The sequence below is a fragment of the Dyella sp. Tek66A03 genome, from assembly GCF_052567735.1.
Genome location: NZ_CP199584.1, coordinates 3,255,091 through 3,269,575 on the forward strand (window position 1 = coordinate 3,255,091; position 14,485 = coordinate 3,269,575).

The 14,485-nt window shown below is 63.1% G+C and carries 14 protein-coding genes; 8 read left to right on the forward strand and 6 right to left on the reverse strand.

What is annotated here, in order from left to right; translation table 11 throughout:
* Positions 1 to 156: 156 nt before the first annotated feature.
* The 4 genes from ACT01B_RS14445 (at position 157) to ACT01B_RS14460 (ending at position 2,164) form a co-directional block, all read left to right on the forward strand.
* Positions 157 to 1,014 (forward strand): DUF72 domain-containing protein, encoded by an 858-nt coding sequence (locus ACT01B_RS14445; RefSeq protein WP_445143932.1) that lies wholly within the window; start codon positions 157 to 159, stop codon positions 1,012 to 1,014.
* Between the two features lie 68 nt (positions 1,015 to 1,082).
* Positions 1,083 to 1,505, forward strand: a complete 423-nt coding sequence (locus tag ACT01B_RS14450) for a ribonuclease domain-containing protein (protein WP_445143933.1) — start codon at positions 1,083 to 1,085, stop codon at positions 1,503 to 1,505.
* Complete coding sequence (locus ACT01B_RS14455) at positions 1,502 to 1,936, forward strand: barstar family protein (RefSeq protein WP_445143934.1); 435 nt, start codon at positions 1,502 to 1,504, stop codon at positions 1,934 to 1,936. The genes ACT01B_RS14450 and ACT01B_RS14455 overlap by 4 nt, the downstream gene beginning before the upstream one ends.
* 6 nt (positions 1,937 to 1,942) lie before the next feature.
* Positions 1,943 to 2,164 carry an RNA-binding S4 domain-containing protein gene (locus tag ACT01B_RS14460; RefSeq protein ID WP_445143935.1) on the forward strand — a complete coding sequence of 74 codons (222 nt, stop codon included), beginning with the start codon at positions 1,943 to 1,945 and terminating at the stop codon, positions 2,162 to 2,164.
* Between the two features lie 33 nt (positions 2,165 to 2,197).
* Here the strand turns inward: ACT01B_RS14460 and ACT01B_RS14465 are convergent, their stop codons facing one another.
* Positions 2,198 to 3,019, reverse strand: a complete 822-nt coding sequence (locus ACT01B_RS14465) for an arylamine N-acetyltransferase family protein (RefSeq protein ID WP_445143936.1) — start codon at positions 3,017 to 3,019, stop codon at positions 2,198 to 2,200.
* 217 nt (positions 3,020 to 3,236) lie between these two features.
* Here ACT01B_RS14465 and msrA point away from each other — a divergent pair, with 217 nt between their 5' ends.
* A complete protein-coding gene (gene msrA, locus ACT01B_RS14470; RefSeq protein WP_445143937.1) occupies positions 3,237 to 3,944 on the forward strand; it encodes a peptide-methionine (S)-S-oxide reductase MsrA in 708 nt (235 codons plus the stop codon).
* 25 nt (positions 3,945 to 3,969) lie between these two features.
* On the opposite strand, the gene ACT01B_RS14475 is transcribed toward msrA, so the two are convergent.
* The 4 genes from ACT01B_RS14475 to hutU all read right to left on the reverse strand — a co-directional run bounded on the left by ACT01B_RS14475 (position 3,970) and on the right by hutU (position 10,478).
* On the reverse strand, positions 3,970 to 6,720 hold the full coding sequence (locus ACT01B_RS14475; protein WP_445143938.1) for a putative bifunctional diguanylate cyclase/phosphodiesterase: 2,751 nt from the start codon (positions 6,718 to 6,720) through the stop codon (positions 3,970 to 3,972).
* Positions 6,721 to 6,794: 74 nt separating this feature from the next.
* The gene (locus ACT01B_RS14480) at positions 6,795 to 7,568 is read right to left on the reverse strand and encodes a TenA family transcriptional regulator (protein WP_445143939.1); all 774 of its coding nucleotides are present in this window, start codon (positions 7,566 to 7,568) and stop codon (positions 6,795 to 6,797) included.
* 478 nt (positions 7,569 to 8,046) lie between these two features.
* A complete protein-coding gene (locus tag ACT01B_RS14485) occupies positions 8,047 to 8,322 on the reverse strand; it encodes an MAPEG family protein (RefSeq protein ID WP_445143940.1) in 276 nt (91 codons plus the stop codon).
* A gap of 485 nt (positions 8,323 to 8,807) precedes the next feature.
* On the reverse strand, positions 8,808 to 10,478 hold the full coding sequence (gene hutU / locus ACT01B_RS14490; protein ID WP_445143941.1) for a urocanate hydratase: 1,671 nt from the start codon (positions 10,476 to 10,478) through the stop codon (positions 8,808 to 8,810).
* A gap of 229 nt (positions 10,479 to 10,707) precedes the next feature.
* On the opposite strand from hutU, the gene ACT01B_RS14495 reads away from it, so the two are divergent.
* The gene (locus ACT01B_RS14495; protein ID WP_445143942.1) at positions 10,708 to 12,210 is read left to right on the forward strand and encodes an AlkA N-terminal domain-containing protein; all 1,503 of its coding nucleotides are present in this window, start codon (positions 10,708 to 10,710) and stop codon (positions 12,208 to 12,210) included.
* Positions 12,210 to 12,737 carry a methylated-DNA--[protein]-cysteine S-methyltransferase gene (locus ACT01B_RS14500; RefSeq protein ID WP_445143943.1) on the forward strand — a complete coding sequence of 176 codons (528 nt, stop codon included), beginning with the start codon at positions 12,210 to 12,212 and terminating at the stop codon, positions 12,735 to 12,737. Before ACT01B_RS14495 ends, ACT01B_RS14500 begins: the two co-directional genes overlap by 1 nt.
* 24 nt (positions 12,738 to 12,761) lie before the next feature.
* Here the strand turns inward: ACT01B_RS14500 and ACT01B_RS14505 are convergent, their stop codons facing one another.
* A complete protein-coding gene (locus ACT01B_RS14505) occupies positions 12,762 to 12,899 on the reverse strand; it encodes a hypothetical protein (protein WP_445143944.1) in 138 nt (45 codons plus the stop codon).
* A 288-nt stretch (positions 12,900 to 13,187) separates the two neighbouring features.
* Here ACT01B_RS14505 and ACT01B_RS14510 point away from each other — a divergent pair, with 288 nt between their 5' ends.
* Positions 13,188 to 14,462, forward strand: coding sequence for an alkaline phosphatase family protein (locus tag ACT01B_RS14510; protein WP_445143945.1), 1,275 nt, complete (start codon positions 13,188 to 13,190; stop codon positions 14,460 to 14,462).
* The last annotated feature ends 23 nt before the right edge of the window (positions 14,463 to 14,485 follow it).

The window sequence follows — 14,485 nt, forward strand, 5'->3', positions numbered from 1 at the left end:
GTGCAGCCTGGATTCATTCCGGCCCTAGACGCGGCTCTGCCGCTCGCCGTGCCCCTATGACGCGGAGGGTGGTCTCTCGACATACCAGCCCGCCAAACCACCGAAACCTCCCCCTCTCCTCCATGGCATCATGCCCCCTCCCAAGGGAGCCGCCCCATGCCCAAATCCTCCCCATCCACCGATCTCCTCTCCAACACTCCCCACCACGGCACACCTTCGCGCATCCGCGTCGGCATTGGCGGCTGGAACTTCGCGCCCTGGCGGAACAACTTCTATCCGGCGGGCCTGGTGCAACGTCGCGAGCTGGAATTTGCGAGTCGTCAGCTGCGGACCATCGAGATCAACGGCACGTACTACGGGGCGCAGAAGCCGGCGACCTATGCGAAATGGGCGGCCGAAACGCCGGAGGGTTTCGTATTTTCGCTGAAGGCGCCGCGCTATATCACCGAAGGCAAGCGACTGGCCGATACCACGCGTGGCATCGAGGGCTTTGTTCTTGGCGGACTGGAAGCGTTTGGGGATCGTCTCGGCCCCGTGCTTTGGCAGTTGCCGACATCGCGTGCGTTCGACGCGGATGATCTGTCGGCCTTCCTCGACCACCTGCCACGTGAGCTTGCCGGCCGGCCGCTGCGCCATGTGCTGGAAGTGCGCCACAACAGCTTTCTGGATCAACGCTACGTCGCGCTGACTCGCGAACATCGCATTCCCACGGTTTTTACCGATTCGCCGCAATACCCCTCCTTAGCCGACCTCACCGGCGATTTCGCCTATGCGCGGCTGATGCGCAGCGAGTCGCATATCGACACCGGCTATGCCGCCGATGATCTCGATACCTGGACGGCGCGTGCCCATACCTGGGCGCAAGGTGGTGATCCGGCCGAACTGCCCCACGTCGGCGTTCCCGTGGCGAAGCAAGCCCCGCGTGACGTGTACGTCTACTTCATCAGCAGTGCGAAGGAGCGCAACCCGGCGGCCGCGATGGCGTTGCAACGGCGGGTCGACGCCAGCGCCTGAGGCACGACGATGCGTGCCTGAGCGGGACGGAAGCTCTACACTCGCGCCACTCCATCCGGGCCCGTGCCATGCGCACACTCAAACCTTTGCTCTTGCTGGTGGTGCTGGCGATCGCCGCGCTGCTGTGGGGGCGGCACACATCGGAACCTACCCCGTCGGGTGCTGCCGTGCCGGTCACATCGGCTGCCGTTACGGCGCCCGGCCACAGCGGTACCTTGCCGAGCTTCCTGCCGCCGGAGGCTGCCGACACGCTGGCCCGCATTGCGCGCGGAGGGCCATTCGACCACCGCCAGGACGGCGTGGTATTCAACAACCGCGAAGGCCACCTGCCGCCGATGCCCGAAGGCTATTATCACGAGTACACGGTGGAGACGCCGAATCTCGACTATCGAGGTGCTCGCCGTATCATCACGGGCGGCACGCCACCGCAGGTCTACTACTACACCGACGATCACTACCGCAGTTTCCGCCGATTCGAGGTAGCCCGATGAATGCGCAATTCGATCTCGACTTTGGCGATGCCTCGCACGGCGGGATTTTCTTCGTTACCTCGGAAGACCTCGAGCCGTTGGCGGATGCCGCAGGCATGCAGGGCTTGCGCGTCTGCCGGGTCAGTCTTGCCGAATACCGTGACCGCGAGGCGCTGTTCGATCAGTTGACCACCGTACTCAGGTTGCCAGCCGACTTTGGCCGCAACTGGGACGCGCTGACGGATAGCATGCGCGACCTTTCCTGGCTGAAAGCACCCGGCTACATCCTGCTGTTCGATCACGCGGAAGGCATGCGCGATTCGAACGAGGAAGATTTCGACACCCTGCTCGATATTCTCGAGGAGGCCGTGGACTACTGGCAGGATGCGGGTTCGCCGTTCTTTGCCTTCCTGGCGCTGCCCGAAAGCGCATTTGACGAAACCGACACCTGAGCCACCATGCACGAACTCGATTTTGAACTGGACCGCGACTTCATTGAGCTCAACCAGCTGCTCAAGCTGGTCGGGATATGCGATAGCGGCGGCGCCGGCAAGGCCATCGTGGCCAGCGGTGCGGTGTTGGTGGACGGCGCGCAAGAACTGCGCAAAACCTGCAAGATCCACGCGGGTCAGGTCGTGCAAATCGACGACATCGTCATCCACGTGCACGCGGCAGAGTGAGCCAGGCCGCCACGCCGTGCAAGCGGGCGTGACTTATGCGGGCGTGGGTAGCGCCGCCAGCCGGCGATCCAGCTCCGCATGCGCGGGAAGTCGTATGCCGAACTGCTCCTGCAAGACCTGCTTGATCTCGGCGACGCCGTGCAGCGTGCGCCGTACGGACTCGCCGTCCGTGGGATGCACGGCGAACTCGCGATTGCGCAGGCCGATGCGCCGATCCGCAAGTGTGCGCGCGGCGATCAGCCCATGCAGGAAGTGCGAGCCCGGAAACGTCGAGGTGTAGTGATTGGCCACCACGTAATCGATGGCCTGACGCGGCTGCAGGTCGAAACGGTATAACGTCTTCCACTCGCCGCGAACCAGCGACTGCATGCGCCAATCGGCGCCGAGGTTGAGCAGGCGAAATGGCTCGTTTCCCGTGGGCTGTTGCGTGTCCGGTTGCAAGCGCAAGGCGCCGCTGAGCGCCATGCTGCCAAAGCCCACATCCGCCAGCCAACTCTCTCCATCCAGCTCGATGCGCAACAACATGTGCGTCTGGGCGGTTTGCGCATCTTCCGGCTGCATCCACAGCACGCGCGCGATCAGACCTGAAACCTCAAAGCCGATCGCCTTGAGTACTTCCAGGAACAAGCGGTTCTGCTCGAAGCAGTACCCGCCGCGTCCCTCATGCACGAGTTTCCGCTCCACCACATCGGGCTCCAGCGACACCGGTACACGCAGCAGTGGATCCAGGTTTTCGAAAGGAATCGCAGCGACGTGCGCGGTGGCGAGAGCCCGCAGCGTGGTGATGTCGGGCGCCACCGGGCCGCCATACCTAAGCCGGCGCAGATAAGCGTTCAGGTCGATCGCATGGGACATAGATGAGCCCGTTGGCATGCTGGACGCGCAACATAACACCGCGTTGTCGCCGGTTTTGCACGCAAGCCGGCGCGGAGTGGGAGGATCAAGGTAACCGGGCGTGCTCATGCAGCGAATACTGGGTTGGCGGCCCGGCTTAAGTCAGCGGGCCATCGTGCCGGCGACCCATGCATGGGCCGGGGGCACACCGTCTCATCCGTCGATGGAGCGTTCCGTTATGAGTATCCGCCGATTCAAGCTGCTTCCTGGCCTCGGCAGCCTGTTCATCATGGCCGGCCTGGTCGCCTGCAGCCTGCCCGCCGTAGGCAGCGATGCCGTCAGCCTGCCGGACCCCGCCGTGGATGCCAGCCCGGGCCAGGGCAACCAGGTGGCCGTACTGGCGGGCGGTTGCTTCTGGGGCCTGCAGTCGGTGTTCGAGCATGTGAAGGGCGTCAAGAAGGTCTGGGCCGGCTATTCGGGTGGCGCCGCGAATACCGCGGAATACGAGCGCGTCAGCGATGGCGACACCGGCCATGCGGAATCCGTGAAGATTCTCTACGACCCGGCCAAGGTCAGCTACGGCCAGTTGCTGAAGGTGTACTTCTCCGTCGCCACCGATCCCACCCAGCTCAATCGCCAGAATCCGGACGTCGGCACCCAGTATCGCTCGGTGATTTTCTATGGCAACGACGAGCAGAAGCGCGTCGCCGCGGCCTATATCGCGCAGCTGACGGCAGCCAAGTCGTTTCCCAGCCCCATCGTGACCCAGGTGGTGCCCTTGCAGGCGTTCTACGTGGCCGAGGCCTATCACCAGGAGTACGCGCAGCGGCATCCGAATGACCCGTACATCGTCTTCAACGACGCGCCGAAGGTAACGCATCTCAAGCAGTTGTTGCCGACCCTGTATCAGCCGGAACAGATGGTGGTGGACGTGCAGCTGCACTGAGCACGGCGCCCGCTTGCCGCCGGGATCAGATCGATTCCGGCGGCACCAACCTCAGATGCGGACCACCCTGGCGTCGACCAGGGCTCAACAGTTGCACGATCACATCCGGCTCGACCGGCCTGGAATAGAGGAAGCCCTGCCCCTCCACGCACCCGGCGCGGAGCAGGAAGCGGTGCTGCTCCTCGGTCTCGATGCCTTCTGCGATGGGGCTGATGCCCAGGTTGCGGCACAACGTGAGCATGGCTTCGACGATGGCCGCGTCGCTGCTGTCATCGGGTAGGCCAAACACGAAGCTCTGGTCGATCTTCAGGTAGGCGATCGCACGCAGCTTCAGATAGCGCATCGATGAATAGCCGGTGCCGAAGTCGTCAATCGCGACACCCACACCGAGCGCGTGCAAGGAGTGCAGGGTCCGCTCCATCTCTTCACCCAGTCGCAGGATCGCGCCCTCGGTGATCTCCAGCATCAGGCGCTCCGGTGCCAGCCGGCGCGACTCGAGCAGGGAGCGGATGTCATCGACGAAGTTGGCCTGGCCGAACCAGTTCGCCGAGACATTGATCGCCATGCGCAGTGGCGGCACGCCAGCCTGGTCCCATAGATACATTTGCGTGCACGCCGCCTGCAGCACCCACTGGTCGATGCGCCGGATCAGGCCCAGCTTCTCCGCCATGGGGATGAATTCGCCCGGCGAGATCGCGCCACGTTCGGGATGATGCCAGCGCAACAGCGCCTCCACCGCCACGATGCGGCCACTGCGCATATCCACCGTGGGCTGATAGACCAGGCGGAACTCCTTCTCCGTGAGCGCCTTGCGCAACTCCGATGCCAATGCAATGCGCCGGAGCACGTCGGCATGCATGCGCGGCGAATAGAAGCGGAACGCGTTGCGCTCCTCGGTCTTCGCCGCATACATGGCGGCGTCGGCATTGGTGATGAGGGTCGGTACATCCATGCCGTCCAGCGGATAGCAGGCAATGCCGATGCTGGCGCTTAGCGCGACTTCGTATTCGCCCACCACCACGGGCGCGGCCAAGGTGGTGAGCAGGCGCCCGGCCAAGGCGCTGGCCTGCTCGCGCGAATACAGATCGCCGAGCAAGACGGTGAACTCGTCACCGCCGATGCGACCGGCCAGGCCACGCTCGCCCAATTCATACGCGATGCGTTCGGCCACCTTCACCAGCAGGTGATCGCCAATGGCATGGGTATAGCTGTCGTTGACCGCCTTGAACGCGTCCAGGTCGATGAACAGCACGGCGATCATGCCCCGATCGCGTTCCGCCTGACCAATCGCCTGCACGCACCGGCGCTCGAACTCAGTGCGATTGACCAAGCCGGTCAGCGGATCGTGCGCCGCCATGTATTGGAGCCGTTTCTCGTTCGCCTTCGCAGCGCTGACGTTGTTGATGACCGCCACGTAATGCTGCACGCCGCCGTCCGGATCACGGATCGCGCTGATACTGAGCAGCTCCGGATACGCCGAGCCGTCGAGTCGCCGGCTGCGCACCTCGCCCACCCAGTTGCTGTCGATGTCGATGGCTGCCCATACCGAATCGGGTAGCGGCGAGCCATCGGGCAGGCTGCGCAAGTCATCGAAGCGCACGCCCTCGAGCGCCTGCGCCGTGAAACCTGTCATGCGAATATGCGCCGCGTTTACCCGCGTCACCCGGCGCGCGGCATCTGCAATGATCACCCCCTCGGCGATACCCGCGAGCGCCTCGGAGGCGATACGGCGCTGCTGCTCTAGGTTCACCCGCTCGGTGATGTCGCGCATGATCGACTGACGCACGCTCTGCTCACCCCATTTCGCCACGCTGCTGCGCATTTCCACCGGGCGCATGCGCCCATCTGGACCGCGCAGCTCGCCGGTGACGGCGCCATCGGCGCGGTGCAGCAAGGGCACGAACAGGCGGGACAGCTCGGTGTTAATCAGCGCCTCCGTATCGAGTCCGGTCCACTCCCGTGCCGTGCGATTCGCGCCAAGCACGCGGCCACTCGCCTCATCGACCATCACGATGGCATCCGCAGCGCTATCGAACAGCAGGCTGTAGCGCTCTTCCGTACCGCGAATGCGCGACAGCGCCCGCTGCGCCATGCGCAGCCATAGCAAGGAGGCCAGGCATGCGGCGAGGAACACGCCCGCGAACAACACGCGCCCGAGCCAGATTGCACCTTGCGCAACCTCCAGCGAGAACCGCTTAGTCAGCGGGTCCAACTCGTCGTTGAGCGCATTGATGCGCGCACGCTGTTTGGCAATCAGTACATCGTCGGGCCGACCGTGCTCATAGGCGCGCTGAAGTTCCTCAGCGATACCCCCAAGTTGCGCGATGGGAGGGTCGGCGGCGCGCCAGGCCGCAACCGCCTCGCGCATATGCCGTGCCCCGGTGAAATACCGGAGCATGAAGATCATGCCGGGTTCGGCCGCGGGCAGAATCTTGCCGCGGGCGAACGCGTTATGCACGTCCGCGCGATCGAATACGCCAGACGCAATCGCATCACGCGCCCGGCCATCGGAGATCAAAAGATCATAGTTGTCCTTGAATCTCGCCAGACGGTCCGCATCGCCGGTCTCGGCGAAGCTCAGCAAATCGATGACCGTCTGTTTTTCGGCCTTGCTCCAGACACTCTCGCCGTTGAGAAAACCGGCGAGAGTGACCTGGACCTGGAGCGCGCCCCAGGTCAATACGAGAATCAGACCAATAACGGCCACCAGCCCATAGGCCAGTGGCCTCAAGCGCCGCGACAGAGGTCTTTGAGAGGTGCTACGGATCGAATCCATGGCGTACCTTTTACACGACCACTTCGGAAACCTACATCTCGCTCATCACACTGTCGACGGCGCGGCCTGAATCTTTATGCAGCGCGCTCCCCCATCTCCTCGGCTAGCTGCGGCACCATGCAACGCTCCAGTCCGTAATGGAGGCTGGTATAGCTACGCACGATGCACTCGCGCACATGCTCGACCTGCTCCGGTGCCGGCCGCGTGCCCATCAACGTGCACACGATTTCCAAGGCCTCCCAAGGATGGGTATCGTCATAGGCTGCGTGCAACTGAAGCCAGCGCAATGTGGCCTTGCGACCGGTCTCCGGCAGACTCTGAGCGTAGGCTACGCTGTCGTAGACCTTTTGCGACCATTCGCCGGTCACCCCCTCGATAGCGTAATTGGTGGCGGCAATGCCCGCAGCCAAGGTGTCGCGACCGCACACCTCGTGACACCAGTCGGCCGCCGTCTGGGTTCCCCTGGGCGGACGCGCGCCAAGCACCACCTCGCGCGCCACGCCAGACCCGTCGGCCCAATCCAGCCAGTACTCGGCATGGTTCTGTTCGACGCGGATGTTGCGTACCAGCCAGCGACGCGCCAGGTTGTCGCCCGGGCTCCGGCCGTACTGGGTTTTCAGCAGGTTCTGCGCCATGAACGATGGAAAGCGCTCGATCAGCGACCAGGTACCGACCATGAAATTGCGCATGGTCTGGTGGTCGATGCGCCCCTCGCTCATCAAATCCCACATCGGGTGGTCACGGACGCTCCGGCGGGCGGGTTCGCAGGCGGCGATCATGTCTTGCGCCCACTGCGGGTAGCTGGCGAGTTCGGTCAGCGAGCCGGTGCGTTCAAATTGAGCTTTCATGCAGTTCTCCAATCATCAGTAGGGAAAACCGCCGACCCCTTGCCGGCGGCCCAACGCGAGTAGGCGTCGGAGCCGCATAGTGGTCATGCGCTCGTGCTCTTGCGAACACCCTACTTATCTAGGACTGGAAAGAAAGCATCATAAGACAATGATATATATGGCTTATATGGAATAACTGAGACCATTCCGAAAGTCCATCGCCCGTCGATTAACGGATTTCTGGCGCCAAGAAAGCGACACCCGTCAAACAAATGACGATCATCGTCCCGGCAAGCCGGGGACGATCGCGCACCGCGAAGCGGGGAATCCGGTGCCTGTTGGCCGTACGGGGTCTCTAGAATGGCGGCTTTCGCCAGACTGACGGCCTGTTCAAGCCAGGGATGGATCGCGCACGAGCGTCGTTTCATCGTGTCGATGAGCTCGCGCAAAAATCTGAAAGACGTCGAGGGCAGCGACGTTGTCGCCACACTCCGACGAATCAGAATAACCCGAACACCACCATCAACAGGCCGGCGAGCGAGGTTGCCCAAACCAGGGTACGCAGATACGGAATGCCGATCAGGTAAACCGGCAGATAGACCACCCGGGCCCAGAAGAACAGTTGCGCGCCCAGCGCGGTCGACGCATTCGTGCGTTGCGCGACGACGACGGCCAGGACCGCCGCCACAAAGAACACAAACGTTTCCAGGAAATTCTTGAAGGCCCGGTCCGAACGACCGGTAACACCTGCGATTTCAACCGGTGAACGCAACACATTGGCGAGTAGGTTCGTAAGTCATTGGAATTTCAACATCTTCCTTGGTTCCTAGTGAAGGGTGGCGCTATGGCGTTTGGCTGCGTAGCCCCCTCAAATTAGGGCACTTCCAACCCTCCTGCTTCCGGTTGGAGAGTACGGAGCCCAGGCGCCATCACAACACGCTCCCCGATTGCCCGCTCTCTGGGTGTTGCAACGACCGGTTGAGTCCGCACCGGTCAGCGGTTTCGACTCACCTTCCCGATTGCTGGCATTCCACGCCAGTCCGCGCTGCAGGGTAACGAGCGTTGTCGCGATCAGGAAATAAACCAATCCAAGCAGCATCGACCACGCAAGCATCTGCAGTTCGACCGGCATGTCGCCACTCCCCCATGGATGTGGGGCCATCATGCACGCTTGCATGGGTACCGCCAAGACCTGGGACCGGGCTTAGGGAGGAGGCGCAAGTGGCGTGCCGCACCCTGCGGCGCGGCACGCCATCTACATCAAAGCATCGGCAGCTTCAATCCCTGTTCCTTGGCGCACTCGATGGCGATCTCGTAACCGGCATCGGCATGACGCATCACACCGGTGCCGGGATCGTTCCACAACACGCGGGCGATGCGCTTGTCGGCGGCTTCGGTGCCGTCACAAACAATCACCACGCCGGAATGCTGCGAGTAGCCCATGCCAACGCCACCGCCATGATGCAGCGACACCCACGTCGCGCCGCCCGCAACATTGAGCATGGCATTAAGCAACGGCCAGTCGCTGACGGCATCGGAACCATCGCGCATGGCTTCGGTTTCGCGATTGGGGCTGGCGACGGAACCGGAGTCGAGATGATCACGGCCGATCACGACCGGCGCCTTCAACTCGCCGTTACGCACCATCTCGTTGAACGCGAGGCCGAGCTTGTGACGCACGCCCAGACCCACCCAGCAGATACGTGCCGGCAAGCCCTGGAAGCTGATGCGCTCCCTGGCCATGTCCAGCCAGCGATGCAGGTGCGGATCGTCGGGGATCAGCTCCTTCACCTTCTGGTCGGTCTTGTAGATGTCTTCCGGATCGCCCGACAGCGCGACCCAGCGGAACGGGCCCACGCCGCGGCAGAACAGCGGGCGCACAAATGCGGGAACGAAACCGGGGAACGCGAACGCGTTGCTCAGTCCCTCGTCCTTCGCCATCTGACGGATGTTGTTGCCATAGTCGAACGTGGGCACGCCCCGCTCGTGGAACGCGAGCATCGCTTCCACATGCTTGCGCATCGATTGCTTGGCCGCCTTGGCCGTGCCGGCCGGGTCGCTCTTGCGCCGCTCGAACCACTGTTCCACCGTCCAGCCGCTGGGCAGGTAACCATTCACTGGATCGTGTGCGCTGGTCTGGTCCGTAACGGCATCCGGGCGAACGCCGCGACGCACGAGTTCGGGCAACACATCGGCCGCGTTGCCGAGCAAGGCAATCGACTTCGCTTCGCCGGCCGCAGTGTATTTCGCGATGCGCGCGAGCGCGTCGTCCAGGTCGGTGGCCTGTTCGTCGACGTAACGCGTCTTCAGGCGGAAGTCGATGCTCTTCTGCTGGCACTCGATGTTCAGCGAACACGCGCCAGCCAGCGTCGCGGCGAGCGGCTGCGCGCCGCCCATGCCACCCAGGCCGGCGGTAAGTATCCACTTGCCTTTGAGGCTGCCACCGTAGTGCTGGCGTCCCATTTCAACGAACGTCTCGTAGGTGCCCTGCACGATGCCCTGCGAACCGATATAGATCCACGAGCCGGCCGTCATCTGGCCGTACATCATCAAGCCCTTCTTATCGAGCTCGTTGAAATGTTCCCAGTTCGCCCAGGCCGGTACGAGGTTGGAATTGGCCAGCAGCACGCGCGGCGCATCGACGTGGGACGGAAACACGCCGACCGGCTTGCCCGACTGGATCAGCAGCGTCTCGTCATCACGCAACTCGCGCAGCGCGCGCAGGATCGCGTCGAAGCACTCCCAGTTGCGCGCGGCGCGGCCAATGCCGCCGTACACCACGAGTTCGGCCGGATTTTCCGCCACTTCGGGATCGAGATTGTTCTGCAACATGCGGAACGGTGCCTCGGTGAGCCAGCTCTTGCAGCTCAGCTCGGTGCCGCGCGGTGCACGCACGGTTCGGGTGGTGTCAATGCGGGTGGGAGCGTTCATGGACAGGATCACGACCGATGGGGAAAACCCGATTGTGGCGACGCTGGCCCGCTCCCGCAAACCGCAGCGCGGCAAAACCGGCAAATCGGCGTTTCGCTACGCTTGCGCAGGGTTTCCGTCGAATGCGCTGCGACCCCCAACTTACTGGCACGGCAGACATTTTTTGTGTATCAGCATTGATGTCCGAAAACGGCGAGTCTGGTCGTCCCGCCGGTGCTAGCCTTTAGCCATGTCCTCCGCCACCGAACCATCGCTGCCTGACGAACACGCCTGCGAGCAGGCCCGCCTGAGTCGCGATGCGCGCTTCGACGGCCTGTTTTTCACGGCTGTCACCAGTACGCGCATCTACTGCCGTCCGGTATGCCCGGCCCCATCGCCGAAACCGCAGAACGTGCGCTACTACGTGAGCGCCGCGGCCGCCGAGGCGGCAGGCTTCCGTCCCTGCCTGCGCTGCCGACCAGAACTCGCGCCAGGCAACGATGCGTGGCAACGCGGCGACCATGTCATCGCGCGAACGCTGAAGTTGATGGAAAGCGGCGCGCTGGACGAATTGTCGATGGAGGCGATGGCCGAACGCATCGGCCTTGGTTCGCGGCAATTGCGCCGCCTGTTTGTGGAGCGCCTCGGTGCACCGCCGATCCATGTCCACACCACGCGCCGCCTGTTGTTCGCAAAACAGCTGCTCACGGAAACCACGATGCCGGTTACCGAGGTCGCGCTTGCGTCTGGCTTCCGCAGCCTGCGCCGCTTCAATGCAGCGTTTCTTCAAGCGAACCGCATACCCCCGCGCGAACTCCGTCGCCATCCAAGCATCGCGAACGGCGATGCCATCACGTTGCGGCTTGGTTACCGCCCGCCCTATGACTTCGAATCGATCCTGGCGTTCCTACGCGGACGCGCCTTGCCGGGTGTAGAACTGGTCGACGAACACAGCTACGCGCGGCTGTTCGGGCCCGCCGAGGCACCGGGTTGGCTGCGACTGACGGCGTGGCCCGGTGACGAACACGCACTCCAGTTGCAACTGCACTGCCCGCAACCCGCGCAGATGTTGGCTGTGGTGACGAAACTGCGGCGCATGTTCGACCTGGACGCGAATCCTCAAGCGATTGGCGAGGCGCTGAAACAAAGCTCCGTGCTCAAACCGTTGCTGCACAAACGCCCCGGCTTGCGCCTGCCCGGTGGCTGGGACGGTTTTGAAATCGCCGTGCGCGCCGTGCTCGGCCAACAGGTAAGCGTGGCCGCTGCGCGGACGCTTGCCACGCGCATCGTGCAGCGCTATGGCACACCGGTGCCCGCATCACCCATGCCTGGGCTGGAGCGCTTGTTCCCTGGTCCCGAAGCGCTGGTCGACGTCGACCTGCGGGAATGTGGACTGACCACGGCACGTGCCGCGACGATACGCGGCGTTGCACAGGCTCTGCTGGATGGCCGCATCGACTTTCGCAGCGAGCAGCCGCTCGATGCGTTCGTGGCACATTGGGTAGCGCTGCCGGGCATCGGCGAGTGGACGGCGCACTACATGGCCATGCGCGCACTGAGCCACCCCGACGCGTTTCCGGCGGCCGACCTGATCCTCCGCCGCGCCGCAGCCAGCAGTGGTCCCGAGCTGAGTACAAAAGCACTTACGTCGCTGGCTGAGGCATGGCGGCCTTGGCGCGCCTATGCAGTCATGCATCTTTGGCGCAGCGCCAGCGATGCGGCGAGCGCGGCCTCGACGAAACGGTCCAGCTGATGTCGAACATTGCGCCCATCTGGTACGACGAACTCCCCACGCCGATCGGGACACTGAGACTGGTGGCCGACGAGCAGGGATTGCGCGAAGTCTGGTTCGAACAAGGACGTCACCAAAAAGCGCCGCAATCGCATTGGCAACGCGCCAGCGAGCCCCTGGCCCAGGCGCGGCAACAGCTGATGGAGTATTTCGCAGGCGAACGTCAGCACTTCGACCTGCCCTTGCATCCGCAAGGGACACCGTTTCAACTCAAGGTATGGTGGGAGCTGGCGTGCATTCCCTATGGTGTCACCATCAGCTATGGCGAGTTGGCGCGACGCATTGAACAGCCTCAGGCCGTGCGCGCGGTGGGTGCCGCGAATGGTCGCAATCCGTTGCCGATCGTGCTGCCCTGCCACCGCGTCATAGGTAGCGACGGAAGTCTTACGGGTTTTGGTGGCGGCTTGCCGACCAAGCGCTATTTGCTGTCAATGGAAGACGGCGTCGCCCATGGCGATCTGTTTGGCGTGGCACGCCATATCAGTTGAGCCTGATTTCTACGCGCAGAGCGATTACTGACCGCCAATCACCGGCGGCGGCGTCACCGCATTCTGATATTGCCCGATGAGATGGCGCTGAGACGATGAATAGGGATTGACGCTGTCGTTGGAGACAACGGCGGCTTGTGTCTTCGTGTCCGGACCTTTCATGGGCTTCCTGGCCATCGACGCACGCTGACTTTGCGACTTACGCAGCTGCGCCAGATGCTGGCGGCCACCTGTGTTTGCCGTCCCCTGAGACGACGGCGACAAAGATGTCCTTGTCGCCGCTGCGGGCACGACGGCCGTTGGCGTTGCGTCTTGCGGTTGGGCGGAAACTGTACCCGCCCACGCTAGCCCACCAAGTAAAGAAAGCGCTGCCAGATGGTAGAAAGAACGTGTAATGGTCATATGACTAAGCGAATATACGCAGTTTGATTACATTGTACGGACCGTCGCATGAAAATCCTGTTTCGCCTGTTGTTCTGTTCGCTGATCGCATTCAGTGCGGGTTGCGCTACTCAACCCACGCCAGCGCCATCCGCGCCCACCGTCACCAAGGCGAAGCCGGCAGTCACGCCGTTATTGCTCATCTCGATCGATGGCTATCGCAACGACTATATCGAGCGTGGCCTCAGCCCCACCCTGTCAAATCTTGCGAAGGACGGCGTGCACGCCACCGGCATGCAGCCCTCGTTTCCGTCGCTGACATTTCCGAACCACTACACCCTCGTTACCGGCCTGCGCCCGGATCACCACGGCATCGTCAACAACACGATGGTCGATCCGGTGCTCGGCAAGTTCTCGCTGAGTAATCGCGATGCGGTGGGCAACGGGCGCTGGTGGGACCAGGGCATGCCGCTTTGGATTACCGCGAGTCAGCATGGCCTCAAGAGCGCCACCATGTTCTGGCCTGGCTCCGAAGCGGATATTCATGGCCAACATCCGGACTTCTGGAAGCCATACGACGGCAAGGTCTCGCCTGACCAGCGCGTGGACCAGATCCTGGCGTGGCTTGACCTCCCCGCCGACCAGCGCCCCACGTTCCTGACGCTGTACTTCGATGAGGTCGATCATACCGGCCACACCTACGGCCCGGACTCACCGCAAGTGGACGACGCGCTACGCGACACCGATGCTGCCCTTACCCGCCTCGTGCAAGGCCTGAAGCAGCGCGGCCTGTTCGGCCACATCAACATGATCGTACTGGCCGACCATGGCATGGCTTCCGCGCCCACGCAGAACAGCATCCTGCTCGACAAGGTCATTCCGCTCACCCGCGTGGATGTCGTCAGCCTGGGCGTGCTGGCCGGCCTGAACCCCACGCCAGGCCATGATTTCGCAAAGATCGAAGCGCAATTGGAGAAGCCACATCGGCACATGACGTGCTGGGACAAGTCGCGCGTACCCGCGCGCCTGGTCTACGGCAGCAGCCCGCGAGTGCCCCAGTTGCTTTGCCTGGCCGATGTCGGCTGGCGCATTACCACCACGGACTACGTTGCCAAGAAGAAGGGCAAGTCGAGTCTGGGTGAGCATGGCTACGACAACGAATCGCCGCTGATGCAGGCGCTGTTTGTTGCACATGGACCGGCTTTCCGTCAGGACGCCACCGTCGCGTCGTTCCCGAATGTGGACGTCTATCCGCTGATGACGCATCTGCTCGACCTGCCCGCCGCCGCAAACGACGGCGACTACCAGGCCGTGAAGGACATGCTCAAGCCCGAAGCGCAATAAGCATCACCTGTCGGAGCGCACCC

What these genes read in the sequence shown, in the direction of transcription:
- ACT01B_RS14450 (WP_445143933.1), top strand. Translation starts at nt 1,083, where the DNA reads ATGCGCACACTCAAACCTTTGCTCTTGCTGGTGGTGCTGGCGATCGCC.
- ACT01B_RS14510 (WP_445143945.1), top strand. Translation starts at nt 13,188, where the DNA reads ATGAAAATCCTGTTTCGCCTGTTGTTCTGTTCGCTGATCGCATTCAGT.
- hutU (WP_445143941.1), bottom strand. Translation starts at nt 10,478, where the DNA reads ATGAACGCTCCCACCCGCATTGACACCACCCGAACCGTGCGTGCACCG.
- ACT01B_RS14475 (WP_445143938.1), bottom strand. Translation starts at nt 6,720, where the DNA reads ATGGATTCGATCCGTAGCACCTCTCAAAGACCTCTGTCGCGGCGCTTG.
- ACT01B_RS14455 (WP_445143934.1), top strand. Translation starts at nt 1,502, where the DNA reads ATGAATGCGCAATTCGATCTCGACTTTGGCGATGCCTCGCACGGCGGG.
- ACT01B_RS14495 (WP_445143942.1), top strand. Translation starts at nt 10,708, where the DNA reads ATGTCCTCCGCCACCGAACCATCGCTGCCTGACGAACACGCCTGCGAG.
- ACT01B_RS14460 (WP_445143935.1), top strand. Translation starts at nt 1,943, where the DNA reads ATGCACGAACTCGATTTTGAACTGGACCGCGACTTCATTGAGCTCAAC.
- ACT01B_RS14480 (WP_445143939.1), bottom strand. Translation starts at nt 7,568, where the DNA reads ATGAAAGCTCAATTTGAACGCACCGGCTCGCTGACCGAACTCGCCAGC.
- ACT01B_RS14500 (WP_445143943.1), top strand. Translation starts at nt 12,210, where the DNA reads ATGTCGAACATTGCGCCCATCTGGTACGACGAACTCCCCACGCCGATC.
- msrA (WP_445143937.1), top strand. Translation starts at nt 3,237, where the DNA reads ATGAGTATCCGCCGATTCAAGCTGCTTCCTGGCCTCGGCAGCCTGTTC.
- ACT01B_RS14445 (WP_445143932.1), top strand. Translation starts at nt 157, where the DNA reads ATGCCCAAATCCTCCCCATCCACCGATCTCCTCTCCAACACTCCCCAC.
- ACT01B_RS14465 (WP_445143936.1), bottom strand. Translation starts at nt 3,019, where the DNA reads ATGTCCCATGCGATCGACCTGAACGCTTATCTGCGCCGGCTTAGGTAT.
- ACT01B_RS14505 (WP_445143944.1), bottom strand. Translation starts at nt 12,899, where the DNA reads ATGAAAGGTCCGGACACGAAGACACAAGCCGCCGTTGTCTCCAACGAC.